Below are 25,262 nucleotides of genomic sequence, written 5' to 3'. Positions count from 1 at the left end.
ACTTGATCGTCTACGTGTACTTCTTGAGCTCGTCCTCGGAGGCGAGCGATGTCGGCTTCGACTGCGGCAGTTCGGTTCTGATGAGGATGCTGCCGCATTCCTCGCAGCGCAGGACCTCGTCGATCGGGGCGGCCTTGATCGGCTGCATGTCGGCCGGGGACTTCTCGATCCGGCACGAGCCGCAGCGGCGGCCGACGAGCTCGGCGGCGGCGATGGGCTGCTTGGCGTGGATGCGCTCGTAGAGTTCCACGAGCCGGTCGGGGATGTTGATGACGAGCGCCTCGCGGGTGGAGGTCGCGTCGGCGGTCTCGGTGTCGATCTCGCCGAGCTGGCGGCCGCGGTCGGCCTCGGCGTCGGCGAGGACCTGGCGGGACTCCTCGACCTGGCGGCGGATCTCGGTGAGTTCGGCTTCGAGCGCTTCGCGGCGCTCCATCAGCTCGATCTCGTCGTCCTCGAGGGTGCCCTGGCGGCGGGCGAGGGATTCGAGTTCGCTCTGCAGCCCTTCGAGTTCCTTCGCGGTGGCGGCGCCGGAGGCCATGCGGGCGCGGTCGGCGTCGGCGCGCTTGGTGACGAGCTCGACTTCCCGCTCGACGCGCTCGATGTCGCGGTCGAGGTCGGCGAGGTCGCCGGTGAGGTTCGCGGCCTTGTCGGCGAGGGCGCGCTGGCGCTGGACGGCCGTGGCGTACGACGGGTCGGCGTCGAGCTTCTTGCGGCGCTGGCCCAGCTGGGTGAGCTGGGTGTCGACCGCCTGGAGTTCGAGCAGTCGGCGCTGATCGAAAAGGTCGGCTTTCAACCTAGTTCACCCCGGTTCTCTGGTGGATGGTCCACGGATCGGTGTCGAGGTCGGAGACGAGGACGTCGTCGACCAGACGGGACAGTTGCTCGCCAACGATATCGAGCCACGGTCGCTCGGTGGCCCAGTGGGCGGCGTCGATGAGGGCCGGGCCGCTCCGGGCGGTGTGCTCGCTGGCCGGGTGGTGGCGGAGGTCGGCGGTCAGGTAGGCGTTTGCTCCGGCCGCGGTGGCGTCCGCGAGGTAGGAGTCGCCGGCGCCGCCGCAGACGGCGACGGTGCTGATCTGGCGGTCGGGGTCGCCCGCGGCGCGCACGCCGCCGACGGTGGGCGGGAGGGCCTTGGCGGCGCGTTCGAGGAGGGCGGCGAGGGTGAGGGGCGCGGGGAGGCGGCCGATGCGGCCGATGCCGCGGCCGGAACCGTGGTGCTCGGGGTCGATGAGGGGCCGCAGGGGCCGGAGGTCGACGAGGCCGAGCCGGTCGGCGAGGGCGTCGGATACCCCGGGGTTGGCGACGTCGGCGTTGGTGTGGGCGACGTAGAGGCCCATCCCGGATTCGATGAGGGTGTGGACGAGGTCGCCCTTGTAGTCGGCGGCGGGGTCGAGGCTGGAGACGCCGCGGAGGAGGAGGGGGTGGTGGGCGACGATGAGGTCGCAGTCGTTCTCGATCGCCTCGATGACGGTGGCGGGCACGACGTCGACGACGCAGAGGACCTTGCGGACGGCGTTGCCGCCGCGGCCGCAGACGAGGCCGACCCGGTCCCAGTCCTCGGCCCAGCGGCGCGGGTACAGGTCGTCGAGGGCAGCGGTGATCTCGCTGAGCGTGCGCATCATTGGAGTTTAGGGCCTCGGCGGCGGTTCCGGTCGGGCGCTGGGCGGTGCCCGGAGCTCGAGCAGCATGGCTCCGGGCACCTATACGCACCGTGCCGGTGCAGCCGATGGCGGCAGGGGGTGGTCGGGGATCCCCGGCGAGTCGGTATCCGAGTCCGTTTGTTCGCTCGCAAGACGGAAGGCCCTCCGAATACCGGTGTTGTATTCGGAGGGCCGACAACGAAGCGAGCGGGCAAACGGGCCGGATAACGGCCGCCGGGGATCCCCGACCACCCCCTAGTTCAGAGCGCCGACCTCTTCGGCGAGGCGGCGCAGCTCCTGTCCCGGTTCGCCCTTGGTCCGGTGCAGGATCTGGTCGATGAGTTCGATCGCGACGGGGCGGCAGCGCACCTCGGCCGGGGCGTGCCGGTCGGCCGTGACGAGGTGGCGGCTGGCCCGCTCCATGTCCCCCACCTGGACGCAGGCGCGCGTCATGTCGAGGTGGTGGTGCGCGCGCCGTTCGGCGACGAGGTCGGCGAGCGCGGCGGGCGAGATGCGGTCGTGGACGGCGAGGGCGTCGCCGCCTTCGCCGAGTTCGACGAACGCGGCGGCCCGGTGGAGCATGACGTTGGTCGGTCCGAAGGACGTGTAGTAGTAGTTCGCGTCCCGGCCGAGGATGTTGGCGGCGCGGGTGGCGCTGTCGAGCAGGTCGTCGCTGGTGGTGCTGTCCCCGGCGAGCGCGGCGGCCATGGCCCCCTGCAGGAGCAGCGCGCCGTAGACGCTGATCTGGGCCGGGGTGGAGCGCTCGCCGCCGGTCTCGGAGATGAGGCCGTGGGCGACCTGGACGTTGAGGTCGAGTGCGGCCTGGTGGCGTCCGAGCGCCCTGAGCGCGTTGGCGACCCGGGTGGTGGCGATGCCGGCGAGCAGCGGGTCGTTGCCGCGGTTGGCGGCGGAGATCGCGCGGTCGGCGGCGAGCCAGGCGAGCTGGGCCTCCCCGAGTTTGCGCAGGACCGTGGAGGCGATCTGGTAGACCTGCGTCATGAGCTCGGCGGCGTCGGCGCTGGTGCCGCCGACGGGCCGGTCCTCGGCGACGGGCGTGTCGCGCAGCAGCTGGATGAGCGAGCGCGCGACGACCGGGTAGTGGCCCTTCTCGAAGGCGAGCCAGCAGTAGTTGACCGATCCGCGGAGCTCGGGGATCGGGGTCGATTCGATCGGGGCGGCTTCGAGGAAGCGGCCGAGGCGCTCGTAGCGTTCGAGGGACTGGCGGATGGACTCGACCTCCACCTGGTCGAGGCAGCCGCCCATGCCGGGCCGGCGCTTGGGTTCGCGGCCGAGCAGCTGCCCGGCGTCGATGCTCAAGGCTTCGGCGAGTTCGGTGATGACGGAGTACTTGTCGAGGCGGCGGACGCCGCGCTCGATCTTGTCGACCCAGCTCTTGGACTTGCCGATGCGGTCGGCGAAGACCTGCTGGGACATGCCGCGGCGTTGTCGCCAATAGGCGACACGCCGCCCCATCGGTTGCGTTTCGGACTCCATGTCAGACCCCACCGTCTATAGGAGTTGGTTTGCGGACTACGGGACGTGCGTCAGTGTGTTCGGTTGCGGCGGCCGTTCCTCCGGCCATGAGTCACGGCCGCCTCGTCGGGGCGCCGGGCGGTTGTCGGCTGTGCCCGGTTGTCTTGACCCGCACGGGGCCCGGTGTCCTTTGCGGCAGTGCCCTTTGGGGACGCCGGGTGTGTCGCCTATGGCGCTCCGACACTAACTGTTTACCGTCTTTTCCCTTCCGGCACAACGGCCGCCAACTGCCAATATCACGCTGTGCTTGAAGCCGCTTACAGTCTTGCTCGGCCGCGGCACCAGATGGCGGCTTATCTGGGGTTATGCCGGGTTTCGGTCGCCCGTTCGCGGGAAATCTGCACATGCAACGTGTCGATTCAAGGGCCTGCATCGTTGTGTCAGATATGAGACACAACCGAGTCGTCGCGCGCCGCGAACATCGGCGCGCCTTCCGCAGAGCGTTCCTGACGGCCGCCATCGCCACCGCGGCGGCGACCGCATTGGGCTTCGCCGTCGCCTTCTCCCCGCTCGCCGGGTGGGTGGCCATGGGCCTCGCGGCCGCGGCGGCCGCCACCCTCTGGATCGAGTCGCGCAGCGGCCGCGCCGCCTCGGGACCGCCGGTCACGCAGGTGTACTTCATGGGTCAGCCGGGCGACAACTGAACGAGCGCCGCCTCAGGCGCGCAAGGGCTTTCGCCGGGCCGGGTGCAGGAAGCGGCGGCCGCTCCACCAGGCGGCCGCCGCGTCCCGTTCCGAAGCGCGGTGGGGCGGGGCCTCAGTTGAGTCGGACCACCAGGCACTTGCCGCCCTGGTAGACGCCGCCGTCGACGTTGAGGACGAGGCCGTCGCAGTAGCGGCGGGCCTGGGTGACCTGGCTGGGCTCCAGCTCGGTCGTGTCGGGGATGGTCGAGTGGCCGTGCACGAGCTCCTCGCCGCCGAAGGAGCGGAGCATGCCGCGCACCCGGGCGGGGCCGTCCGGGCCCATGAACTCGTGGCGGCGGGTGAGCTCGCGGAACAGCTGCCACCACGCCTCGGGCTCGTCGGCGGCCATGATCTTGCGGACCGCGGCGTTGACCGCCTCCACGCTGCGGCCGTAGCCCAGGTACGACTCGGTGTCGGCGTGCACCAGGAGGGCGCTGCCGGCGACGTGGAGCACCCGGCGGGTCTCGAGCCACTTCACCTCGTCGTCGGTGAGGTCGCCCAGTTCGTCCTCGAAGCCGCCGTTGAGGACCCACCAGTGGAGGAACTGGCGGTCCTGGCCGTCGACGTCGGTGAAGGCCACGTCGCCGAAGCGGCGCGAGCCGAGCAGGAGCACCTCGTGGTTGCCGATGAGGGTGTCCACGAGCCCGCCCTCGGCGGCCGCCTGGCCCGCGAGGCGGCGCAGCAGCCGCACCACGGCCACGCCCTCCTCGCCGCGGTCGAACAGGTCGCCGAGGATCCACAGTCGAGCGTTGCCGCCGGTCCATTTGGCGTCCCCGTCCACCAGTCCGCGACCTCGCAGCGACTCGACGAGCGCGTCGAAGTGGCCGTGGATGTCGCTGGCCACGTAAAGCGGACTGGAATCAGACATGGGCTCGATATTAATGCGGAGCGCACCCGTTCGGTGAAGTTGCGGGCCGCGCAGTTCCGGGACCGTCCATCTCGCTTGCCGGACGGCTAGGACCCGGAATAGGATTCGGCCACCGCAGTTTTTCCGAGCGGCCCGGCGGCGCGTCCGCCGAGCCGCCGCACAGCGCCGGTCCGACCGCAGCGAGGAGCCTCCGTGACCGAGAACCCGTTCCTGTCCCCTTCCGACCTCCCCTACCAGCTCCCGCCGTTCGAGGCGGTCGCGACCGAGCACTACCTGCCCGCGTTCGAGGAGGGCATGGCCGAGCAGCTGAAGGCCGTCGACGCCATCGTGGGCGACCCTGAGGACCCCACGTTCGAGAACACCGTGGTGGCCCTCGAGCGGTCCGGCCTCGGCACCCTCAAGCGGGTCAGCCTCGTGTTCTTCAACAAGCTCTCCTCGGACACGAACGACGACCTCAACGCGATCGAGTCCGAGATCAGCCCCAAGCTCGCCGCGCACGCCGACAAGATCCTCCTCAACGAGGAGCTGTTCAAGCGCATCGAGGCGGTCTGGTACAAGCGCGACGTGCTCGGCGCCGAGGCCCTGGGACTCGACGAGCAGGACGAGCGGCTGCTCGAGCGGTACCGCACCGAGTTCGTGCGCGGCGGCGCCGCGCTCGACGCCGACGGCAAGGCGCGGCTCTCGGCGATCAACACCGAGCTGGCCGAACTCGCCTCCAAGTTCAACCAGCAGATCCTCGCCGACATCAACGACTCGGCCGTCCACGTCACCGACCGGGCGGAACTCGACGGGCTCGGCGAGGACCAGATCGGGGCCGCCGCGGCCGCGGCGAAGGAGCGCGGCCTCGACGGCTGGCTCATCACGCAGTCGAACTTCTCCCGCCACCCCCTGCTCGAGGACTTGAAGGACCGCGGCCTGCGCGAGCGCCTGTACCGGGCCACGATCGGGCGCGGCGCCGGGAACGCCGAGACGCTGCTGCGCATGGTGCGCCTGCGCGCCGAGAAGGCCCGGCTGCTCGGCTTCGAGCATTTCGCCGCGTACATCGCCGCCGACCAGACCGCCGGCGACGCCGGGGTCATCGCCGAGCGCCTCGCCGGCCTCGCCGAGGCCTCGGTGCGCAACGCCCGCAAGGAGGCCGCCGAGCTGCAGGAGGTCATCGACGCCGACGGGGGCGGCTTCGAGCTCGCCGCGTGGGACTGGTCGTTCTACGCCAAGCGGGTGCGCCAGGCCAAGTACGGCTTCGACGCCGAAGCGCTCAAGCCCTACCTCGAACTCGAACGCGTCCTCGTCGAGGGCGTCTTCTACGCGGCCGAGCAGGAGTTCGGCCTCACCTTCGAGAAGCGCGCCGACCTCAAGGGGTACCACCCCGAGGCGACGGTGTGGGAGGTCTTCGACGGCGGCGAGCCCCTGGGCCTGTTCGTGGGCGACTTCTTCACGCGCGACTCGAAGAAGGGCGGCGCGTGGATGAACCCGCTCGTCGTCCAGTCCGACCTCACCGGCGACAAGCCCGTCGTGGTCAACAACCTCAACATCGTCAAGCCCTCCGAGGGCCAGCCCGCGCTCGTCACCGTCGACAACGTGACGACGCTGTTCCACGAGTTCGGGCACGCCCTCCACGGGCTGCTCTCGGCCTGCCGCTACCCCAAGACCTCGATGACCTCGACGCCGCGCGACTTCGTCGAGTACCCGTCGCAGGTCAACGAGATGTGGGAGGACTGGCCCGAGGTCACCGCGAACTACATGCGCCACTTCGAGACCGGCGAGGCCGCCCCGGCCGAGCTGATCGCGCAGTGGAAGGCCGCCGCGAAGTTCGGCGAGGGGTTCGCGTCCACCGAGTACCTGGGCGCGGCCCTGCTCGACCAGGCCTGGCACCGGCTCGCCCCGGACGAGGTGCCGGACGGCGGCGACGACCCGCACGCGGCCGTGAAGGCCTTCGAGCGCAAGGCGCTCGAAGACGCCGGGATCTACATGCCCGAGATCGCCCCGCGCTACCGCTCGGGCTACTTCGCGCACATCTCGATCGGGTACGCCGCCGGGTACTACTCCTACATCTGGTCGGAGATCCTGGACGCCGACACGGTCGAGTGGTTCAAGGAGAACGGCGGCCTCACCCGCGCCAACGGCGACCACTTCCGCGCCACCCTGCTCAGCAAGGGCGGCTCGATCGACCCGATGGAGTCCTACCGCCGCTTCCGCGGCCGCGACGCCGTCATCGAACCGCTCCTCGAACGGCGCGGACTGCAGTAATCAGCCGCGCAGGGGTCCGGAGCGATCGCTCCGGACCCCTGCGCATATTCGACTTCAGCGACATGTCCCCCTCAGGGAGCGCCCCGTTTTCCACGACACGGGGAGGGTCCGACGTGGACCGTTCACGAGGCATGCTCGATTCCCTACAGCGCCAAGGTCTTCTCCCACGGCGAGGGCACCGGGAAGTACGACTCGAGGAAGCGGCGCATCAGCGCCGAGCGCTCGTCGACCAAGTCCTCGGGGAGCCCGGAGTCGTTGATGCAGAATGTGTCGCGGTCGCGCCGCTCCAGCAGCAGCTCCAGCCGCTGCTCGACGTCCGGCATCCCCAGCTCCACGTACGCGTCCTGCGCCTCGCCCTCGACCGCGCGGCCGGTGAAGCAGGCGTAGTAGTGCTGCAGGGTCACCGTCGAGACGTCGGTGACGTTGCGGAAAGCGCTCCGGGCCGTGCGCGCCAGGTCCTCCTCGAACTCCTTCGCGATCTCGGCGAGCACGGTGCGCTGCAGCGGGTACGGCACGTGCTTCATCATCCGCGAGATGGTCCGCCCGAACGCGCGCTCCAGCAGCGCCCGGTCGTTCTTGAACGCCGCGTTCGGCGGCGAGTCCGCCGTGCTCACCGGGTCCATCCCGATGAACGTCTGCGCCGGGAAGAACCGCGCGATGCCGCTCGGCTCGAAGAACAGCCGCGGGTCGAGCGGCTTCCCCACGAACATGTCGTCGTTGAAGTACAGGAAGTGCTCCGAGAGCCCCTCGATACGGTGCAGCTGCGTCTCGATCGCGTGGGAGTTGAAGGTGGGCAGGCAGTCCGGGTCGTCGAACAGGTCCCGGTGGTCGATCACCGTGAGGCCGGGGGCGTCCGCGTCGAGCCAGTGCGGACGCTGCTGGTCGGTCACCAGGTACACGTGGCGCACCCACGGCGCGTTCAGGTGGAGCGACCGCAGCGAGAACCGCAGCTCCTCGCGGTCGTGGAAGCGCGCCGCGTTCGCCGACTCGGCGTGGTACGGCGACTGGTCGGCCTCGGCGCGGCGGCGCAGCCACGCGTGGTCCGAGCCGTCGACCCACGTGTAGACCACGTCGATCGGGAAGTCCACCTGGCCCGGCCCGGGCACGGCGAACTCCGGCCGGGTCGACACGCCCGGGAGCGCCTCGCGCGGCCCGCCCGCCAGCGGCGTGAAGAGGCGCCCGGGGGCGATGGCCCGGGCGCCGTCGTCGCGGACGACGGGACTGATCCGGTTGTGCCTGGGCGCCAGCAGGTGCCCGTCGCCGGTCGGCGTCCAGAACTCGACGTCGCAGCCGTAGTCGGCGCCGAAGAGGAGCTCACGGGCGGCGTCGGTCCACAGCCAGGAGGCGCGGACCATCGGCACGTCGCCCATGTCGGCGCGACGGGCCCACTGCGGCCGGTTGAGGCCGAGCTCGGACTCGCGGAAGGCCGGCTCGGGCGCGGCGAGGCGCCCGCCGGTGGAGTCGCAGAGCATGGCGAGGGCGGTGAGCACCCGCTGGCGGTCGGCGGCGCTGGCCGCGAGCACCGGCCGGGTGAGGCTGAAGCCGGGCACGGCGAAGGAGTCGACGCCGGCGGCGGTGAGCATCGCGGTGACGATCTCGAGGTTGCGGCGCCAGACCTCCAGCGGCGTCGCCTCGGCGAGCGTGTAGGCCGGGCGGATCTCGCCCTGGTGCAGGAGGTGGGCGGCGGCGAGCTCGGAGAAGAAGCCGTACGGTTCGGTGACTTCGGTGCGGGCCTTGGCCTTCGGCGGATCGAGCGGCCGGGTGGCGGTGAGTTCCGCGGATTCGTGGAGCGGGGGGACGTGGGCGGCCGCTCGGGTTGCGATGCGACGGTCATTGTCTGCGAACAATCGACACCTCCTGACACTCACGGCGTTTCGCCGTTCCGGGGTGGACCGGAGCTGGGACCGGCACGGAGAAGGCAGGTCGTCACTGACCACGCCTGAACGTCACGTGGCCGGACATTGACACTGCTACCAACAGTAGGCCACAGTTCGGTGACAGCATCGTGTCAGATTCGCGTCCGGGACGTCAACCGCCACGGGCGCCGCCCTCGGCGACGCCCGTTCGCGGATTGAGTTCCCTACTCCCCCAAGGGAAGTCGTGCGATGTGCTCCCAGGTGTAGGTGGAGGCGTCGGCCGATTGGATGACTCGGACGAGATCCACTCCACTGACGGTGATTTCGGTCCTACCCGGGCGAACGTCGCGAAGCTTGTTCTGGATCGCGCCGCGGCGCGGGTCGGCGCCGGTGTCGGCGGAGCGGTAGGAGAGCGAGACGTGGCCCGGGCCGCCGCAGGGGCGGCCGTGGTCGCCCTCCACGATCTCGTTGACGGCGTCCACGCAGGCGTTCACGAGCCGGCGGAACTCGGTGTCGGGGAAGGTGTCGAGCATGATCGCGCCCGTCGCGGCGAGCGCGGGCCCGATGGTGAGGGGGAAGGCCTTGATCTCTGCGGTCTTCTCACGGAGCCGCCCGATGAGCTTCTCCCGGGTCGGCCCGTCGATCGACGCGGCGTCGCACTCGACCGAGGCGACGGTGGCGTGGAGCCATTCGTGCGGGACGTGCTTGTCGCCCGCGGCGAGGTCGATGACCCCGCGGTAGGACTCGGCGACCGCCTTGACCTGGTCGAGGTCGGTCAGGTACACGTGGAGTTTGGTCCACCCCTCGGGCCAGCGCTGCCCCGAGTTCGGGGCTTTGGGTCCGGTTGCGGGCGCGGATGTGTTCACTGCTGCATCAGCCTTAGCGCGGTTCGGTGCGGCGGTCCCGGGCGGGCGCCGTCGCAGGTCGTTTCCACCGATGGATTGGTAGCACCGTGTCGGGAGTCTACCCAGGAGGGGCCACGCCCAAAAGCCGGTTGTCCGGCGCGTCACGCCGCGGCGTCGGGACCGGGGGCCGCAGGTGCACGATCCGGTCGACGACGCCGTCGGGCAGCGGCCGGTGGGTGATGATGACGGCGGTCTTGCCTTCGAGCGCGGCGGCGGCGGTGCGGAGCACCCGTGCGGCGGTGGCGGCGTCGAGGTGCGCGTCGGGTTCGTCGAGGACGAGCACTTCGCGGTCGGCGAGAAGGCAGCGGGCGAGGGCGATGCGGCCGCGCTCGCCGCCGGAGACGGCGCGGCCGTGCTCCCCGAGCGGGGTCTGCAGTCCCTCCTCCAGCCCCTCGAGCCAGTCGCGCAGGCCCGCCCAGCGGAGGGCGCGCGCGAGCTCCTCGTCGGCCGCGCCGGGCCGGGCGAGGCGCAGGTTCTCGGCGAGCGTGGTGTCGAAGACGTGGGCGTCCTGGGAGCACAGGCCGACGGTGCGGCGGATGTCGTCGCCGTCGTACTCGGCGAGTTCGACGCCGCCGAAGCGCAGGCTCCCCTCGTAGGGCAGGAAGCCCATGAGGGCGGCGGCGAGCGTGGACTTGCCGGAGCCGGAGGGGCCCATGATGGCGACGCGCTCGCCGGGCTGGACGGTGAGGTCGAACCCCTGCAATGCGGGCGCCTCGGCGCCGGGCCAGGTGACGGCGAGGCGTTTGATCTCGATGAAGGGCGGGCCGCCGAGCGGGTTCGGCTCGTACTCCATGGGCTCGACCGGGTCGGGGCGCGGCTCCTCGGCCTGGGTGATCTCGAGGAGTCGGCGGCCGCATGCCTTGGCGACGGCGGTCTGCTGCGCGGCGGCGGGCAGGGCGAGCACGGGTTCGAACGCGGCGAGCGGGACGAGCGCGACGACGGCGAGGAGGACCCCGTCGAGGGTCCCGGCGGCGACCGCGGGGATGCCGGTCCACAGGGCGCCGACGACGGCGAGCGCGAGGGCGAGGAGCCCGGCGGACTCGCCGATCCCGGCGCTCCAGGCGATGCGGGCGTGGGCGCGGCGGAGCCGGTCGTCGCCTTCGAGGACCCGTTCCAGCGCTTGGGCGTCGGTGCCGGCGGCGACGAGTTCTTCGCGGCCGTGGAGGCAGGAGCGGACGCCTTCGGTGAGGTCGCCGCGGGCGGTCGCGGTGGCGCGGACCGCGTACCGGGAGGCCCAGGTGGCGAGGGCGGGCCCGGTGAGGGCGGCGGCGAGGAGGCAGGCGGCGAGGATGAGCCCGGCGGCGGGCAGGAGCGTGGCCTGCAGGCCGACCGCGCCGACGGCGACGATGACGGCGGCGGCGAGCGGCAGGGCGCCGCGCAGCCACCGGTCGCCGACGCCGTCCACGTCGTCGACGAGGCGGGCCTGGAGGTCGCCGGAGCTCCACACGGGGACTCCGGCGGGCGCGAGGCGCACGAGCTTGCGCCACACCGCGACGCGGAGCCGTTCGAGGCCGCGGAAGGCGGCGTCGTGGGAGACGAGGCGTTCGGCGTAGCGGAGCACGCCGCGGCTGATGCCGAACAGCCGCACCGAGGTGATGGCGACCATCAGGTACAGGATCGGCGGCTGCTCCCAGGCGCGCGAGATGAGGTAGCCGGAGACGGCCAGGAGCGCGAGCGCGCTGAGCTGCGCGAGGGCGCCGAGGGTCGCGCCGAGGCCGAGCCTCAGGGCGATCGTGTTGCGCGGCAGGCTCACCAGTCCACCTCTCGGTCGGCGATCGCGCGCACCGCGGGGCGGTGGGAGGCGATCAGGACGGTCCGCTGTTCGCGGTAGGGCGCGAGCGATTCGAGGACGGCCTGCTCGGTGTCGGCGTCGAGGTGGGCGGTCGGCTCGTCGAGGAGCAGCACGGGCGGGTCGAGGAGGTCGGCGCGGAGCAGCAGCCGGGCCAGGCCGACCCGGGCGGCCTCGCCCGCGGAGAGCCCGGAGCCGTCGGCGGCGACGGTGCGGTTCGCGGCGGGCGCGTGCGCGGCAGCGATCGCCTTCGCCACAGCGGGATCGGAAACGCGCGCGTTCATGGCGCCGCGAGCGCCGCCACGGCTGTCCGGGACGGCGAGGCGCACGTTCTCGGCGACGGTGCCGTCGATGAGGACCGGCCGCTGCGGGAGCCACGCGATGGAGCGGCGCACCGCGGCGAGGTCGAGGTCGGACAGTTCGGTGTCGTCGAACGCGATCGAGCCCGAGACGGGCTGCCGGAACCCGACGAGGGCGGCCATGAGCGTCGACTTCCCGGCCCCGGAGCGGGCGGTGAGGACCGTGGTCTGGCCGGCCGGGATCGTCAGGCTCAGCTCGGGCAGCGGCGGACGGCCGGGGTAGGCGAAGACGGTGCGGCGGAACATGATCGTCGGCGCGCGGCCCAGAGGGGTGCGCATCACGCGGGCGGCGGTGAGCGCGGCGGCGTCCGATTTGGCGCTCGGCTGCCCTGGGGGCGTCGCGGTCTCGCGGTGGTCCTGGTGCTCGGGGGTCTCGGCGAGGATCGCGAAGACCCGCTCGGCGGCGGCCAGGCCCTCGGCACTGGCGTGGTAGTGCGCGCCGACGTTGCGCAGCGGCAGGTACGCCTCGGGGGCGAGGATGAGGACGAGCAGCGCGGTCCGCAATCCGGCTTCGCCGGTCAGGCCGCCGTCCACGAGGTCGACGCCGACCGTGACCGCCACGACCGCGACGGACAGGCTCGCGGCGAGCTCGAGGACCAGCGCCGAGCAGAACGCGACGCGCAGCAGCGCCATCGAGCGGCGGCGGTAGGCGCCGGTCGTGACCTCGATGGCCCTGGTCTGCTTCGCGGCCCGCCCGAACGCCTTCAGCGTCGGCAGGCCCGCGACGAGGTCCGCGAAGTGGTGCGCGAGATGGGAGGTGGACTCCCACTGGCGTTCGGCGCGCGAGCGCGTGTACAGGCCGATGAGGACGCCGAACAGCGGGATCAACGGCAGCGTGACGAGGACGATGACCGCCGCGGGCGGGTAGGCGGCGAGCATGACGGCGAGGACGCCGACCGGGACGACCACCGCGAGCACGAGCTGCGGCAGGTAGCGCGCGAAGTAGTCGTCCAGGGCGTCGATGCCGCGGACGAGCAGCATGGCGGTCTCGCCCGAATGGCGCTTCCCCGAGGGCAGCCGCATGAGCTGCTCGAGGGCTTGGCGGCGCAGGCCCGACTTGACGGTCGCGCTCGCGCGCTGCGCGGCCGCTTCCTGCACCGATGCCAGCAGCGCCCGAGCGGCGAGCACGGCCGCCAGCGCGGTGAGCTGCGGCCCGAGGGCGTCGAGGCCCTTGCCTGCGGCGAACGCGCCGGCGATGAGGCTCGCGATGAGCCATGCGGACGCGACCGCGCACGCGATGCGGGCGAGCCCGAGTCCTGCGCACACGCCGATGAAGACGGTCGCGCCGCGGGCGCGGTGCAGGAGGCGGCGGTCGAACGCGCCGCGGGCGGGTTTGGCGGCCAGCTGGGTCATGCGACCGGGATCCTCTCGACCATCACGCGCTTGCGGAACACCCAGTACGTCCAGCCCTGGTAGAGCAGGATCACGGGCAGGAACACGACCGCGGCCCAGGTCATGATCCCCAGGGTCTTCTGCGTCGCGGCGGCGTTCTCGTGGGTGAGGCTGTTCGCCGCATCCGATGTGGACGGCAGCACGTCGGGCCACAGGGCGCAGAAGACCGCCGCGGAAGCGGACGCGATCGTCAGCGCGGTCGCGGCGAACGCCCAGCCGCTGCGGTCCTTGTAGTCCAGGGCGAGGCCCGCCGCGAGCGCGAGCACCGCGAGGACGATGAGCACCAGCGAGGCCCCGTTGCCGTAGGCGATCTGGGTCCACAGCAGGAACGCGAGCGCCGGTACGGCCGTGGCGACGCCGAGCTTCCAGCCGAGCCGGCGGGCGCGGTCGGCGAGGTCGCCGGTGGTGCGCAGGTGCAGGAAGTACGCGCCGTGCGTGGCGAACAGCAGCAGGGTCGTCAGACCGCCCAGGAGCGCGTATCCGTTGAGCAGCCCCCAGATTGAGCCGGTGTAGTCGAAGTTCGCGTCCAGCGGCACGCCGCGCACGAGGTTGGCGACCACGACGCCCCACACGAAGGCGGGCGCGACCGAGCCGGCGAACAGGCAGCGGTCCCAGTTGCGGCGCCACCGGTCCGTGTCGCCCTTGCCGCGGTACTCGAAGGCGGTGCCGCGGATGATGAGCCCGACGAGGATCGCGAAGAACAGCAGGTAGAAACCGGAGAACAGGCTCGCGTACCAGTGCGGGAAGGCCGCGAACATGGCGCCGCCCGCGGTGATCACCCAGACCTCGTTGCCGTCCCAGACCGGGCCGATCGTGTTGATCATCGCGCGCCGCTGGCGGTTGTCGCGCCCGAGCACCGGCAGCAGGATCCCCACGCCGAAGTCGAAGCCCTCCAGGATGAAGTACCCGGTGAACAGGACCGCGATGAGCGTGAACCAGAGCGTCGTCAATTCCATCGGATCGTCCTCGGGCGGCTAGTAGGCGAAGGCCATGGGCTTGTCGGGGTCGTCGGACGGGCTCGACGTCGCCATCGCGCCCTCCTCGTCCGGCGGGCCCGCCTTCGCGAAGCGCAGGAACAGCCGCAGCGCGACGACGGCGAGCACGAGGTACACGAGTGTGAACCCGATGAACGAGATCGCGACCGTGGGCGCGCCGACGCGCGGCGACACCGCCTCGCTCGTCTGGTACAGGCTGAACACCACCCACGGCTGGCGGCCCATCTCGGTGAAGATCCAGCCCGCGCTGTTGGCGAGGAACGGGGTCACGGCCATCCACATCGCGATCGGCCAGAACAGGCGGTGCTCGGGCAGGCGGCCGCGGCGCGTGAACCACCAGACGATGACGGCCATGGCGACCGCGAGCATCCCGAACCCGATCATCGCCCGGAACGACCAGTAGGTGAGCGGGATGTACGGCGCGTACTCCCCCGGCCCGTACAGGTCCTGGTACTGGGCGTTGAGGTCGTTGATGCCCTGCACCTCGCCGTTGAACGAGCCGGTCGCGAGGAACGAGAGCAGGCCGGGGACCTCGATGATCGGCGTGCCGCGGGAGCCGTCGAGCGAGCCGATGGTGAGGATCGAGAACGGCGCGTTGTACGTGGTCTGGTAGAGCGCTTCGGCCGCGGCCATCTTCATCGGCTGCGTCGCGGTCATGACCTTGCCGAGCGAGTCGCCCGAGAGGACCAGGCCGAGGCCGCCGACGATCGTCGTGAGGATGCCCAGGCGCATCGCCGGGCGGTGCACGTCCAGGTCGCGGCGGTGCATGAAGTGGTAGCCGGAGACGGCGACGACGACGGTCCCGGCGGTGAGCCAGGCTGCGAAGACCGTGTGCGGGAACGCGGCCAGCGCGACCGGGTTGGTCAGGACCGCGCCGAAGTCGGTGAGCTCGGCGCGGCCGGCGGTCTCGTTGAGCTGGTAGCCGACCGGGTTCTGCATGAACGCGTTGGCGGCGAGGATGAAGTAGGCGCTGGCCATGGTGCCGAAGGCGACGAGCCAGATGCAGGCGAGGTGCAGGCCGGGCTTGAGGCGGTCCCAGCCGAAGATCCACACGCCGATGAACGTGGACTCCAGGAAGAACGCCACGAGCGCCTCGAACGCGAGCGGCGCGCCGAAGACGTCGCCGACGAAGCGCGAGTAGGCCGACCAGTTCATGCCGAACTGGAACTCCTGGACGATGCCGGTGACGATGCCCATGGCGATGTTGATGAGGAAGAGCTTGCCCCAGAACTTGGTGGCGCGGAGGTAGGCGCTCTTGTGGGTGGTGCGCCAGAGGGTCTGGAGGATCGCGACGAGGAGCGAGAGGCCGATGGTGACGGGGACGAAGAGGAAGTGGTAGACGGTCGTGACGCCGAACTGCATTCGCGCCAAGTCCAGAACGTCCATATCGCCCCAATCGCTCATTGAGTGCCCAAGTGTGATTATCGTGGCAGCTCGACTCGTCCCAGGGGTTGAAACGCGCGACTGCATTGGTTTTCGCTTCGCGGAGACTGGAGGGACAATTGCCGGGCCGTCGAGGGACCGGGCCTTCGAAGGGAAGGGGAATGGCGATGCGGACTGTCGCGGTGCTGGGTGCGGGGAAGATGGGGCAGGCGATCGTGTCCGGCCTGCTGCGGGCCGGCTGGTCCGGCGAGTCGGTCGTGGCGACGGCGCGCAGTGCCGAGCGGGCCGCCGAACTGCGCGAGGCCTACGGCATCCGCGTCGAGCCGAACACCGAGGCCGTGCGGCACGCGGACGTCGTCGTGGTCGCGGTGAAGCCGCAGGACGCGGGAGCGCTCCTGGAGGAGCTGGGCGGCGTGTTCGAGGGCAACGCGCCGGTGGTGAGCATCTGCGCGGGCCTTCCCGTGGCGTTCTTCGAGAAGCGGCTGCCCGACGAGACCCCGGTGATCCGGGCGATGCCGAACACGCCCGCGCTCGTCGACGAGGCGATGACCGTGCTCTCGCCCGGGACGCACGCTTCGGACGCGCACCTGGCGGCGGTCGAGGAGCTGTTCACGCCGCTGGGGCGGACGCTCGTGGTCGAGGAGAGGCACCAGGACGCCGTCACCGCGATCTCCGGTTCCGGGCCCGCGTACTTCTACTACCTGGCCGAGGCCATGACCGAAGCGGGTGTCCTCATGGGACTGCCGCGCGCGGTCTCGAAGGAACTCGTCACGCAGACCGCGCTCGGCGCGGCCCGGATGCTGCGCGAGACCGACGCATCCCCGGTGGAACTGCGCGAGGCCGTCGAGTCCCCCGCTGGGACGACGATCAGCGCGGTGCGGCAATTGGAGAACCACCGGGCGCGCTCGGCGGTGACCGACGCGATCGAGGCCGCGCGGGACCGGGCGCGGGAGATCGCGAAGGAATATGCGTAGCCGGCGGGGCATTTCGGGAAGGACGGTCGCGTGATGCGGATCAAGCGCGGGAAGTTCGCCGAGCTGGACGGCGCGACGGTGTTCGCGCTGGCGCGGCTGCGGCAGCAGGTGTTCGTGGTCGAGCAGGCGTGCGCGTACCCGGACCTCGATGACTACGACCTGGACCCCGAGACCGTGCACTTCTGGGTGGAGGGCGACACGCCGACCGAGGCTGTCGCGTGCCTGCGGGTGCTCCGCAATGGCGACGCGTGGAAGATCGGCCGGGTCTGCACCGCGCTCCCGGCGCGCGGGACCGGTTTGAGCGCCAAGGTGTTCGGCGCGGCGATGGACTTCCTGGGCCCCGAGGCCGAGGTGACCCTCGGCGCCCAGACCTATGCGGCGGGCTTCTACCGCAGGTTCGGATTCACCGAAGAGGGCGAGGAGTACGACGAGGACGGCATCATGCACATCGAGATGCGCCGCCCCCGGGCATGAAACCGGCCATGCCCGCCGGGTCGGAACGTCCCGCGGGGGACCCGGTCTCGGCGAAGCGTGCGAGCCGTGAATCGGCTCAGGCTCGACCTCGTCGAGCATGTAGAACGTGTCGTTCACCCGCAAGGGTGAGAGTAAGTCCGGGAGCGGAATCCCGGATCTATCATTCCGCTCCCGGACGCCTTGCCCCCCTGTCTATACCTCGGGCTGCGCCAATCTACGGCTCCGCAAGCTACGCCGTGGGAGGCTCGAGCTTGGTCGGGTCGACGACGCCCCAGTAGGCCGCCTTGGCCTGGAGCCGGTCGTCGAAGAACAGCGGGGCCTCGTGCGGGCGCGAGACGGGCCAGGTGCGCAGCCACGAGACCGCGTCGTACAGGCCCCACATGGTCACCGACTCGAGGTCGTCCGCGCGCTCGCGCAGGACCTCGAAGAGCTCCTTGTAGTACCAGCCCTGCGCGACCAGTCGCTCCGGCGGCGTCGCGGGCAGGCTCTCGGTCATCTCGTTCGAGACCGACACGTCGAGCTCCGTGATCGTCTGGAGCACGCCGAGGGTGCGGAACAGGTCGATCGACTCGCCCAGCAGCTTCGGGTCGCGCCGGTAGTCCACGTGCGCCTGGTGCCCGACCCCGTCCACCGGCACGCCCTCGCACTTGAGGTGCTGCACCAGGTTGAACATCGCCTCCCGCTTGTCCGGGAACTCGGTGTTGTAGTCGTTGATGAAGAGCTTCACCTTGCGCGGGAAGGCCTTCCGGGCGATCTTGAACGCCTTCTCGATGTACTTCGGCCCGCCGAACACCTCGTACCAGCGCGAGTGCCGCAGGCCGTCGGCCTCCTCGGGGTCGACGACCTCGTTGACCACGTCCCAGGCCCAGACGCGGTCGCCGTAGTGGGCCGCGATCGCCTTGACGTGCGCTTCGAAGCGCTGCAGGAGCAGCTGCTGGTGCGCGCGCGTGTTCCGCAGCGGCCGGCCGTCCGCGTCGAGGAACCACCAGGCGGGAGTCTGGTTGTGCCACAGGAGGGTGTGCCCCCAGATCTTCATGCCGTGGGCCTCGGCGAAGGCCACGATCTGGTCCGCCCTGGTGAAGTCGAAGACGCCCTCGGTCGGCTGGATCGCCTCCGGCTTCATCTGGTTGCCGGTGGTCACCTGCGCGAAGTGCTTGGCGAGGAGCTCGGCGGGCTTGCCGACCACCTCCAAGGGCTCGACGGCGCAGCCGAACGTGAAGTCGTCGGCGAGGAAGTCCTTGAGCGGCAGCATGTCCTGGATCTCCGGTTCTGCTATGCGGGTGAGGGTGAACGCGTCGAGGAGGATCGGCGTCAGGCTCGAGGCCGACTCGACGTAGAACTGCAGCTTGTCGGCGGGCTGGGCGATCGAGTACGTGCCGGAGAACTCGGTCCAGGCGGCGTCGGTGACGGCGGTGTTCCACTTGACGCCCTCGTAGTGCGAGGTCTCGCCGACGTCGCGCTGCACGGTGGTGCGCAGGTCGGTCGCGGCCTCGCCGTCGGGCAGGCGCAGGTAGACCTTGAGCTGGTAGCGCACGCCCACTTCGATGTGAGCGGTGATGTCGATGGCGGCGCCGTTCCAGGTCTCGGTGCGGCCGGTGATGAGGAGGCGCTGCTCGGGATCGACGGCGACGGCGGCCGCGCCGCGGCCGGCCCAGCCTTCGGTGGTGCCCGAGGAGAAGTCGGTGGAGAGGAGCAGGTCGTCGGCGTGGGCGGGGCTCGCGGCGAGGGCGACGAACCCGGCCGGGAGGAGGGCGGCGCCGCCGGCAGCGGCGGCGGCCGTGAGCACGGCGCGGCGGCTCGCGGCAGGCGGGAGGGAAGGGCGGGTCATTCGGCGCACTCCGTTGGTCGCGATGATCGAGGGGGTCCGGCCGCTCCATCGGGGGGTCGGGGAGCGACCGGAGATCGCTTGGAATTCCGAAAGTTTCGGAAACTTTCATTCAAAGCATTGATATGTTACGATCCTCGCGTCGACGCTGTCAAGGCGGCGACCCACCACTGTGGCGGAGATGTGAGGGGCTCTGCCGCAACTAGAAAGGGGACCGGCCGCATGGCCGGTCCCCTCAGGGCTTTTCGCGCCCGCGCGCCTGGTCGGCGCCGTCGCGAGGCTGGTTCACTCGCCCTCAGGCTGCTCGATGAGCGACTGGATGTAGAGCGGCTCGCCGATCTTCTCCAGGATCTCCAGCTGCGTGTCCAGGTAGTCGATGTGGTGCTCCTCGTCCTCGAGGATGCTCCTGAACAGGTCCCGCGAGACGTAGTCCTTGACCGACTCCATGTGCTCGATGCCGCGCTTGAGGCGGTCGATCGCCTCGACCTCGATCTGGCGGTCGCACTCGAAGATCTCCTTGACCGTCTGCCCGATGCGCAGCGGGAAGAGCCGCTGGTAGTTCGGCATGCCGTCGAGGAAGAGAATCCGGTCGGTCAAGATCTCGGCATGGCGCATCTCGTCCATCGACTCGGCCCTGGTGTACTTCGCCAGCTTCGCGTAGCCCCAGTGCTCCTGCAGCTTGTAGTGCAGGAAGTACTGGTTGATCGCGGTCAGCTCCGCGGTCAACTGCTCATTGAGGAATTCGATGACCTGCTTGTCGCCCTGCATTGCAATCCGTCCTTCCCGGTCCGTCACATGCCGGTTCAGTGACCGACGATCTCAGACTAGGACCAGGTGGGGACCCATTTCCAGCCAGGAATGCCTAAAATAGGACAACCTATCCTAACGCAGGACAACCTAAAGCGCCCGTCATTTCCGTCGAATCCGGTGACTTGGGCTGCACTCAGGCCGCGGCCGGAACCGAGTTCGTGAAATAACTCTCGATCATGTCGACCAGCCGGTCATGGCAGGTGCCGCAGCTCGTGCCGGCGTCGCAGGCCTCGCCGATGGCCTCTTCGGTGTGCGCGCCGGCGCTGATGCAGTCGCGGACTTCGCTCTCATGGACTGCGTGGCAGATGCAGGCGTACACGCACCGACCTCCGGAAGGTTAGGCTCGACTAAAGTAGGCATGCCTAACCTACCTGCGGGCGGTGGCGATCGGCAACCCCCGATCCGGTGGACCGCCGGGAGCCGATCGGACGACCCCGGGCGTTCAGCCCACGAGCGTGCTGAGGACCTTCACGGCGTGCTCGATCCCGGCGTCGTCCACGTCGAGGTGGGTGAGCATGCGGCCCCAGTCGGGCCCGAGCACCGAGATCTTGACGCCCTGCTCGGCGGCGGCCTGGGCGACCCGGGCGATGTCCGGGAGGCGCAGAAGCACGATGTTGGTCTCGACCTGCGCGGCGTCGCAGATGCCGAACGGCTCGAGCGAGCGGGCGAGATGCCGGGCGCGCGCGTGGTCCTCGGCGAGGCGGTCGATGTGGTTCGCCAGCGCGTGCCGTCCGGCGGCGGCGAGGAACCCGGCCTGGCGCATGCCGCCGCCGAGGCGCTTGCGGATGACGCGGGCGCGCTGGGCGCGTTCGGCGTCGGTGATGAGGAGCGAGCCGACGGGCGCGCCGAGGCCCTTGGAGAGGCAGACCGAGACGGTGTCGAAGAGGGCGCCGTACTCGTCCAGGGCGACGCCGGTGGCGGCGTGGGCGTTCCAGATGCGGGCGCCGTCGAGGTGGAGGGCCAGGTCGTAGGCGTCCGCGAGGTCGCGGAGGGCGCGCAGCCGCTCGATGGGCTGGACGGTCCCGCCGCCGATGTTGTGGGTGTTCTCGACCGCGATCGCGCGCGTGGTCGTGGAGTAGGGGTGCGGGACGTTGATGAGCGGTTCGATCAGGGCCGGGTCGAGGCGGCCGTTCGGGGCGGCCCAGGTGCGGGTGGAGATGCCGCCGAGCGCGGCGGCGGCGCCCATCTCGTAGTTGACGATGTGGGACTTGACGTCGCAGAGGAGTTCGTCGCCGGGGCGCACGAGGAGTTGCAGGCCGATCTGGTTGGCCATGGAGCCGGTCGGGGTGAAGACGGCGGCTTCCTTGCCGAAGAGCGCGGCGGCCTCGGCTTCGAGGGCGTTGACGGTGGGGTCCTCGCCGTACACGTCGTCGCCCACTTCGGCGCCGGTCATGGCGGCGAGCATGGCCGGGGTCGGGCGGGTCACGGTGTCGGAGCGGAGATCGACGATCATGGGCCGACCCTACTGCGGCCGGTGGGGCGGAACGCGTTCAGGCGGTGTCGGTGGAGAGGCCGTCGAGGACGAGGTCGAGCAGGAGCGAGCGGGCGCGTTCGGGCGCCCAGGCGTGGTGGCGGCGCAGGTGCACGTAGGGCCAGCAGACGGTGTTGAAGACGAGGTCGCCGGCTTCTTCGGGATCGGTGGCGGGGGTGAGGGAGCCGTCGGCGGCGCCGTCGAGGATGAGCCGCACGAGGGGGGCGACGACGTCTTCGCCGGGTTCGTCGAACAGGCCGGTCTCGTGGAAGGCGGTGTCGAAGGCCGAGAGCAGGGCGAGGTGTCGGTCGAAGACGCCGCACATGGCCTCGAGGGCCTGGCGGAGGCGTTCGCGGCCGGTGCCGGTGGCGGTGAGGACGGGCCACAGGGATGCGCGGTAGTCGGTGATGAGGCGGCGGACGAGGGCCTTTCGGAGCTCTTCCTTGCCGCCGATCTGGCGCCAGAGGGTGGCGCGGGAGATGCCGGCGCGGTCGGCGACGTCGCCCATGGTGAGGCGGTCCCAGCCGGTCGTCCCGAGCAGGTCGGTGGCGGCGGCCAGCAGCTTCTCGTCCATCGTGGTCCTTCCGTGCGCGTCGCCGCGCCATCATCCCATGGGCCTGTATCCTAGGCCGCCGTGAAACATGGTGTTGCACGGTCTGGAACGGTCGGTATCATCGGGGCATGTCCCTTCGGCAACACCTGGTCGACACCACCCCTCTGCGGATCAGCCGCGACTTCCGCTGGCTCTACATCGGCCGCACCGGGCTCCTGGTGGGCGCCATGCTCACCGAGACCGCGCTGATCTGGCAGATCTACCAGCTCAGCGGCTCGAACCTCGCCGTGGGCGCGGCGGCCGCCTCGGGCGGCATCGGCATCGTCGCGGGACTCCTCGTCGGCGGCGTGCTGGCCGATCGCTTCGACCGGCGGCGCATCCTCGTCGGCGTGCGCGTGCCGGGGCTCATGGTCGCCTTGGCGCTCTTGATGAACGCACTGCAGGACGAGCCGCTGCTGTGGTTCCTGTTCGCGGCGGTCGTGGCGGACACGTTCCTCGCCGGGCTCAGCATCCCGGCCTCGTTCGCGGCCGTCCCGTCCCTCGTCGGCCAGGAGAACGTCGCCGCCGCGTCGGCCCTGAACGGCCTCACCGGCCAGCTCACCGGCGTCTTTGGACCGGCCCTCGCGGGGATCGTGATCGCCGCCGGCGGCACCGAGTGGTGCTACGCGCTCAACGTGGTCGGCTTCGTCGTCTTCGCGATCGCGATGATCTTCGTCGGCCCGATGCCGCCCGACCACGGCGGCGACGCGAAGGAGACCGACTCGTACTCGCTCAAGGACGCGTTCGCGTTCGTGCGGCGCAACAAGGTCGTGGCCGGGGTGCTGCTCATCGACATCATGCCAATGCTCTTCGCCTGGCCCAAGGGCCTGTTCCCGGCGCTCGCGACCGAGCAGTTCCACGGCGGCTCCGTGGCCTTCGGGTTGCTCTCGGCCGCCGCGGGGGTGGGCGCGTTCCTCGCCGCCGCCTTCAGCGGGCGGGTCACCAAGGCCGCCAAGCCCGGCCTGGTCGTGGTCATCGCCGCGAGCATGTGGGGCGCGGCGATGGTCGGCCTCGCGCTCTCGCCCTGGCTCGCACTGGGCCTGGTGTTCCTGGCGGTCTCGGGCGCGAGCGACCTCGTCTCCGAGGTGCTGCGCACGGGCCTGCTCCAGAACCACACGCCCGACCGGCTGCGCGGCCGCGTGACGAGCCTGTGGCTCGCCCAGGCGACCGTCTCGCCGGCGCTCGGCAACCTCCAGGCCGGCGCCCTCGCCGGACCGCTCGGCCTCGGCGGCGCGATCCTCGCCGGCGGCATCGCGTGCATCGCCGGCGTGGCGGTCGTGGGCTGGCGCCTCCCGGCGTTCCGGCGCGCGACGATGGAGGCGCCGCAGCGCGAGCCCGCGGCGGTCTAGGTGTTCTGTCTTGGGAGGTTGTGAACACCTCACCGGTTTATTGGGTGGGAACGGAGCGAGGGCCTTCTGGTTTGGTGTGCATCGCTGAATGACACGCCTGACCAGAAAGGCCCTCATGCCTCACTCTAACGCGCCCCTGACCGAGACCGGCAGACCACGTCTGGCCCGTTGCGTGGTCGATGACGGCTGGCCCGTGCGCCGCGCCGCCGAGCGCTTCCAAGTCGCCCCGGCGATCGCGTGGCGTTGGGCCGACCGCTACCGCCGGGCGAACGGGCCGGACAGCGACCGGTCTGATGCCGCAGGACAGGCCCTAAGTACGGGTTGTCGCCGTTGCCGATGCCGAGCACCGGCAGGTACATGCGCTCGCCGTCCGCGGTGAAGCCGTCGTAGACGATGTCGAACAGGTCCTGGATGCCGAAGGCGCGCAAGGCGTCCACCATCATGTGCGCGGCCTGGTTCGTGGCGGTCCGGTCGGTGGAGTTGAAGCTGCGCGACCAGTTCGGCTGCGTGCCGCTCGGCGCGCGGAAGCCCATGCTCGGCAGGTTCGACAGGCCCGACCGCCAGGCGCCGCTCACCGCGGCGCTCGCCTCGACGCGCAGGCCGCCGTCGACGAACGCCGCCACGTACCGCGCCGACCAGTCGCCGGTGCGCAGGAGCACCGTGCCCGCCGTGTCGACCACGGGCACGTCGGCGGCCATGTCGGCCAGCAGCGACGACAGCCGCTCGGTGAACTCGCCCATGTCGGTGCAGGCGGGCTCGGGCGGGCGCTGGCCGGTGCGGGCGTAGGCGGCCCAGCCGGAGACGTCGCCCTTGCCCACCGCGTGCGCCTCGAGCTGCTCGAACAGCTCGGGCGAGAGCAGGCGCAGCGTCACGCCGCCGTGGAAGCGGCGCAGGTGCAGCTCGAAGATGAGGCCGTCGCGGTACCAGCGGATCCACGGCCCGCCGTCGCCGCCGCGGATCTCGGGCGCGCCCAGCTCGCTCATCATGGTGCGCAGCACCTCGCGGAAGATGAGCGTGCGGTGCTGCTCGCCCTGGCGGCCGCGCTCGGCCGAGCGCAGGACCATGACCTCGATGGAGTAGAAGTCGGCGCGTCCCGCGACCGGGGTCTGGGGCGGGATCGAGTCGGCGATGGCGTTGCCGGTGTCGTAGCCGGTCTCGGCGCGCCACATGCCGATGTCGACCTCCGCGGAGCGCACCTGCCAGCCGAGGTCGGTCATGGCGCGCTGCAGGTCCGCCTTGTTCCAGCGCCCGAAGTCGGTCTTTCTCGCCCGGCGGAGCAGGTCGACGAGCTGCGCTTCACTGATCCGGTGTGTGCCGAGCATCCGTTACCGTGCCAATCCGTCCGTAGGTGGGGCTGCGGGCAAAGCCCGGCGTGCCACTGCGGTTAGGGTAGCCTTGCCTGCGGCAGCGGGTCGAGAGGTGAGGGTTGGCAGTTGTCCAATACTGTGCGGCAAGACACGCTTGTCAGCCTACTAGGCGGCAAGCGCGGTGCTTTCGACGCCACCGCCCCGGTGGTGGTGTTCATCCTCACCTGGTTGCTCACCGGTAACTCGATCGCTTGGGCCGCAGCGACTTCACTCCTGTCCGCCGGAGCGATCGCGATCGTCCGGCTCCGGCAGCGCCGCAAGCCCCGCGCCGTCGTCCTCGGCCTCCTCAGCGTCGCCGTCGCCTGCCTCATCGTCCTCTACACCGGTCGCGCGCAGGACATCCTCCTCCCCCGCATCGTCACCAACGCCGCCAGCGCCCTCGTCTGGGCCGGCTTCATCGTCTTCCGCCGCCCCCTCCTCGGCCTCATCGTCGGCGGCCTCCTCGGCCAGAAGACCCGCTGGCGCCGCGACCCCCACCTCCTCCGCGCCTACAGCGCGGCCTCCTGGGTCTGGGTGGCGATGTACGCCCTCCGCGTCGCGATCCTCACCCCGTTCTGGAACAGCGACGAAGCCCGCCTCGCCGTCGTCGCCGGCGGCCTCGCCCAGATCGCCCTCTCCTGGCCTCTCCTCGTCCTCTGCCTCATCATCAGCGGCTGGGTCATCCGGGTCGTCCTCCCCCCGGACCACCCCGGCATCCGGCATCCGGTCGACCCGGCCGAGACCCCGGAGCCGGAGAAGTCCGCGTCGTAA

21 protein-coding genes and 1 pseudogene are annotated in these 25,262 nt (G+C 70.9%); 7 read left to right on the top strand and 15 right to left on the bottom strand.

Annotated features, from left to right (window positions below; translation table 11 throughout):
• Positions 1 to 10: 10 nt before the first annotated feature.
• The 3 genes from AB0K52_RS13640 to AB0K52_RS13630 form a co-directional block, all read right to left on the bottom strand.
• On the bottom strand, positions 11 to 793 hold the full coding sequence (locus AB0K52_RS13640) for a C4-type zinc ribbon domain-containing protein (RefSeq protein WP_363530925.1): 783 nt from the start codon (positions 791 to 793) through the stop codon (positions 11 to 13).
• A gap of 1 nt (position 794) precedes the next feature.
• On the bottom strand, positions 795 to 1,619 hold the full coding sequence (locus AB0K52_RS13635; RefSeq protein ID WP_363530922.1) for a Nif3-like dinuclear metal center hexameric protein: 825 nt from the start codon (positions 1,617 to 1,619) through the stop codon (positions 795 to 797).
• Between the two features lie 276 nt (positions 1,620 to 1,895).
• Complete coding sequence (locus tag AB0K52_RS13630; protein ID WP_363530920.1) at positions 1,896 to 3,134, bottom strand: helix-turn-helix domain-containing protein; 1,239 nt, start codon at positions 3,132 to 3,134, stop codon at positions 1,896 to 1,898.
• 425 nt (positions 3,135 to 3,559) lie between these two features.
• Between AB0K52_RS13630 and AB0K52_RS13625 the strand changes: the two genes are divergently transcribed.
• On the top strand, positions 3,560 to 3,817 hold the full coding sequence (locus AB0K52_RS13625) for a hypothetical protein (protein WP_363530917.1): 258 nt from the start codon (positions 3,560 to 3,562) through the stop codon (positions 3,815 to 3,817).
• Between the two features lie 112 nt (positions 3,818 to 3,929).
• On the opposite strand, the gene AB0K52_RS13620 is transcribed toward AB0K52_RS13625, so the two are convergent.
• Positions 3,930 to 4,724, bottom strand: a complete 795-nt coding sequence (locus tag AB0K52_RS13620; protein WP_363530914.1) for a metallophosphoesterase — start codon at positions 4,722 to 4,724, stop codon at positions 3,930 to 3,932.
• A 192-nt stretch (positions 4,725 to 4,916) separates the two neighbouring features.
• On the opposite strand from AB0K52_RS13620, the gene AB0K52_RS13615 reads away from it, so the two are divergent.
• Positions 4,917 to 6,971, top strand: coding sequence for a M3 family metallopeptidase (locus tag AB0K52_RS13615; RefSeq protein WP_363530911.1), 2,055 nt, complete (start codon positions 4,917 to 4,919; stop codon positions 6,969 to 6,971).
• A gap of 143 nt (positions 6,972 to 7,114) precedes the next feature.
• Here AB0K52_RS13615 and AB0K52_RS13610 read toward each other — a convergent pair whose 3' ends face one another.
• From AB0K52_RS13610 to AB0K52_RS13585, 6 genes are all read right to left on the bottom strand, one after another.
• The gene (locus AB0K52_RS13610; RefSeq protein ID WP_363530908.1) at positions 7,115 to 8,818 is read right to left on the bottom strand and encodes a stealth family protein; all 1,704 of its coding nucleotides are present in this window, start codon (positions 8,816 to 8,818) and stop codon (positions 7,115 to 7,117) included.
• Positions 8,819 to 9,051: 233 nt separating this feature from the next.
• Positions 9,052 to 9,693: a 2'-5' RNA ligase family protein gene (locus AB0K52_RS13605; RefSeq protein ID WP_363530905.1), complete on the bottom strand. Its 642-nt coding sequence runs from the start codon at positions 9,691 to 9,693 to the stop codon at positions 9,052 to 9,054.
• 97 nt (positions 9,694 to 9,790) lie between these two features.
• Positions 9,791 to 11,485 carry a thiol reductant ABC exporter subunit CydC gene (gene cydC / locus AB0K52_RS13600; protein WP_363530902.1) on the bottom strand — a complete coding sequence of 565 codons (1,695 nt, stop codon included), beginning with the start codon at positions 11,483 to 11,485 and terminating at the stop codon, positions 9,791 to 9,793.
• Positions 11,482 to 13,233 carry a thiol reductant ABC exporter subunit CydD gene (cydD, locus tag AB0K52_RS13595; protein WP_363530899.1) on the bottom strand — a complete coding sequence of 584 codons (1,752 nt, stop codon included), beginning with the start codon at positions 13,231 to 13,233 and terminating at the stop codon, positions 11,482 to 11,484. Before cydD ends, cydC begins: the two co-directional genes overlap by 4 nt.
• On the bottom strand, positions 13,230 to 14,228 hold the full coding sequence (gene cydB, locus AB0K52_RS13590; RefSeq protein WP_363530896.1) for a cytochrome d ubiquinol oxidase subunit II: 999 nt from the start codon (positions 14,226 to 14,228) through the stop codon (positions 13,230 to 13,232). Before cydB ends, cydD begins: the two co-directional genes overlap by 4 nt.
• A gap of 18 nt (positions 14,229 to 14,246) precedes the next feature.
• The gene (locus tag AB0K52_RS13585) at positions 14,247 to 15,653 is read right to left on the bottom strand and encodes a cytochrome ubiquinol oxidase subunit I (RefSeq protein ID WP_363531451.1); all 1,407 of its coding nucleotides are present in this window, start codon (positions 15,651 to 15,653) and stop codon (positions 14,247 to 14,249) included.
• A 158-nt stretch (positions 15,654 to 15,811) separates the two neighbouring features.
• Between AB0K52_RS13585 and proC the strand changes: the two genes are divergently transcribed.
• Positions 15,812 to 16,624 (top strand): pyrroline-5-carboxylate reductase, encoded by an 813-nt coding sequence (proC, locus tag AB0K52_RS13580; protein ID WP_363530893.1) that lies wholly within the window; start codon positions 15,812 to 15,814, stop codon positions 16,622 to 16,624.
• A gap of 33 nt (positions 16,625 to 16,657) precedes the next feature.
• Entirely contained in the window at positions 16,658 to 17,098 is a 441-nt protein-coding gene (locus AB0K52_RS13575; RefSeq protein WP_363530890.1) for a GNAT family N-acetyltransferase, read from the top strand.
• 229 nt (positions 17,099 to 17,327) lie between these two features.
• Here AB0K52_RS13575 and AB0K52_RS13570 read toward each other — a convergent pair whose 3' ends face one another.
• The 5 genes from AB0K52_RS13570 to AB0K52_RS13550 all read right to left on the bottom strand — a co-directional run bounded on the left by AB0K52_RS13570 (position 17,328) and on the right by AB0K52_RS13550 (position 21,778).
• Entirely contained in the window at positions 17,328 to 18,926 is a 1,599-nt protein-coding gene (locus AB0K52_RS13570) for an endo-1,4-beta-xylanase (RefSeq protein WP_363530887.1), read from the bottom strand.
• 282 nt (positions 18,927 to 19,208) lie between these two features.
• Positions 19,209 to 19,691, bottom strand: coding sequence for a bacterioferritin (bfr, locus tag AB0K52_RS13565; RefSeq protein WP_363530884.1), 483 nt, complete (start codon positions 19,689 to 19,691; stop codon positions 19,209 to 19,211).
• A gap of 175 nt (positions 19,692 to 19,866) precedes the next feature.
• Positions 19,867 to 20,052: a (2Fe-2S)-binding protein gene (locus AB0K52_RS13560; protein WP_363530881.1), complete on the bottom strand. Its 186-nt coding sequence runs from the start codon at positions 20,050 to 20,052 to the stop codon at positions 19,867 to 19,869.
• Between the two features lie 123 nt (positions 20,053 to 20,175).
• Complete coding sequence (locus tag AB0K52_RS13555) at positions 20,176 to 21,183, bottom strand: GntG family PLP-dependent aldolase (protein WP_363531448.1); 1,008 nt, start codon at positions 21,181 to 21,183, stop codon at positions 20,176 to 20,178.
• A gap of 40 nt (positions 21,184 to 21,223) precedes the next feature.
• Complete coding sequence (locus tag AB0K52_RS13550; RefSeq protein WP_363530879.1) at positions 21,224 to 21,778, bottom strand: TetR/AcrR family transcriptional regulator; 555 nt, start codon at positions 21,776 to 21,778, stop codon at positions 21,224 to 21,226.
• Between the two features lie 107 nt (positions 21,779 to 21,885).
• Between AB0K52_RS13550 and AB0K52_RS13545 the strand changes: the two genes are divergently transcribed.
• The 3 genes and pseudogenes from AB0K52_RS13545 (at position 21,886) to AB0K52_RS13535 (ending at position 25,262) form a co-directional block, all read left to right on the top strand.
• Positions 21,886 to 23,145 (top strand): MFS transporter, encoded by a 1,260-nt coding sequence (locus AB0K52_RS13545; protein ID WP_363530876.1) that lies wholly within the window; start codon positions 21,886 to 21,888, stop codon positions 23,143 to 23,145.
• Positions 23,146 to 23,260: 115 nt separating this feature from the next.
• A pseudogene (locus AB0K52_RS13540) lies at positions 23,261 to 23,407 on the top strand (leucine zipper domain-containing protein); the annotation flags it as partial.
• A 1,183-nt stretch (positions 23,408 to 24,590) separates the two neighbouring features.
• On the top strand, positions 24,591 to 25,262 hold the full coding sequence (locus AB0K52_RS13535; protein WP_363530873.1) for a DUF3159 domain-containing protein: 672 nt from the start codon (positions 24,591 to 24,593) through the stop codon (positions 25,260 to 25,262).

This window comes from Glycomyces sp. NPDC049804 (genome assembly GCF_040674615.1).
Taxonomy (GTDB): Bacteria; Actinomycetota; Actinomycetes; order Mycobacteriales; family Micromonosporaceae; genus Glycomyces; species Glycomyces niveus.
This window is presented reverse-complemented; position numbering and strand designations above follow the sequence as displayed.

Bases quoted from the DNA above. Each gene is read 5' to 3' on its own strand.
- AB0K52_RS13635 (WP_363530922.1), bottom strand. From the start codon at position 1,619: ATGCGCACGCTCAGCGAGATCACCGCTGCCCTCGACGACCTGTACCCG.
- AB0K52_RS13630 (WP_363530920.1), bottom strand. From the start codon at position 3,134: ATGGAGTCCGAAACGCAACCGATGGGGCGGCGTGTCGCCTATTGGCGA.
- AB0K52_RS13625 (WP_363530917.1), top strand. From the start codon at position 3,560: ATGAGACACAACCGAGTCGTCGCGCGCCGCGAACATCGGCGCGCCTTC.
- AB0K52_RS13620 (WP_363530914.1), bottom strand. From the start codon at position 4,724: ATGTCTGATTCCAGTCCGCTTTACGTGGCCAGCGACATCCACGGCCAC.
- cydD (WP_363530899.1), bottom strand. From the start codon at position 13,233: ATGACCCAGCTGGCCGCCAAACCCGCCCGCGGCGCGTTCGACCGCCGC.
- cydB (WP_363530896.1), bottom strand. From the start codon at position 14,228: ATGGAATTGACGACGCTCTGGTTCACGCTCATCGCGGTCCTGTTCACC.
- AB0K52_RS13585 (WP_363531451.1), bottom strand. From the start codon at position 15,653: ATGGACGTTCTGGACTTGGCGCGAATGCAGTTCGGCGTCACGACCGTC.
- proC (WP_363530893.1), top strand. From the start codon at position 15,812: ATGGCGATGCGGACTGTCGCGGTGCTGGGTGCGGGGAAGATGGGGCAG.
- AB0K52_RS13575 (WP_363530890.1), top strand. From the start codon at position 16,658: ATGCGGATCAAGCGCGGGAAGTTCGCCGAGCTGGACGGCGCGACGGTG.
- AB0K52_RS13570 (WP_363530887.1), bottom strand. From the start codon at position 18,926: ATGACCCGCCCTTCCCTCCCGCCTGCCGCGAGCCGCCGCGCCGTGCTC.
- bfr (WP_363530884.1), bottom strand. From the start codon at position 19,691: ATGCAGGGCGACAAGCAGGTCATCGAATTCCTCAATGAGCAGTTGACC.
- AB0K52_RS13550 (WP_363530879.1), bottom strand. From the start codon at position 21,778: ATGGACGAGAAGCTGCTGGCCGCCGCCACCGACCTGCTCGGGACGACC.
- AB0K52_RS13545 (WP_363530876.1), top strand. From the start codon at position 21,886: ATGTCCCTTCGGCAACACCTGGTCGACACCACCCCTCTGCGGATCAGC.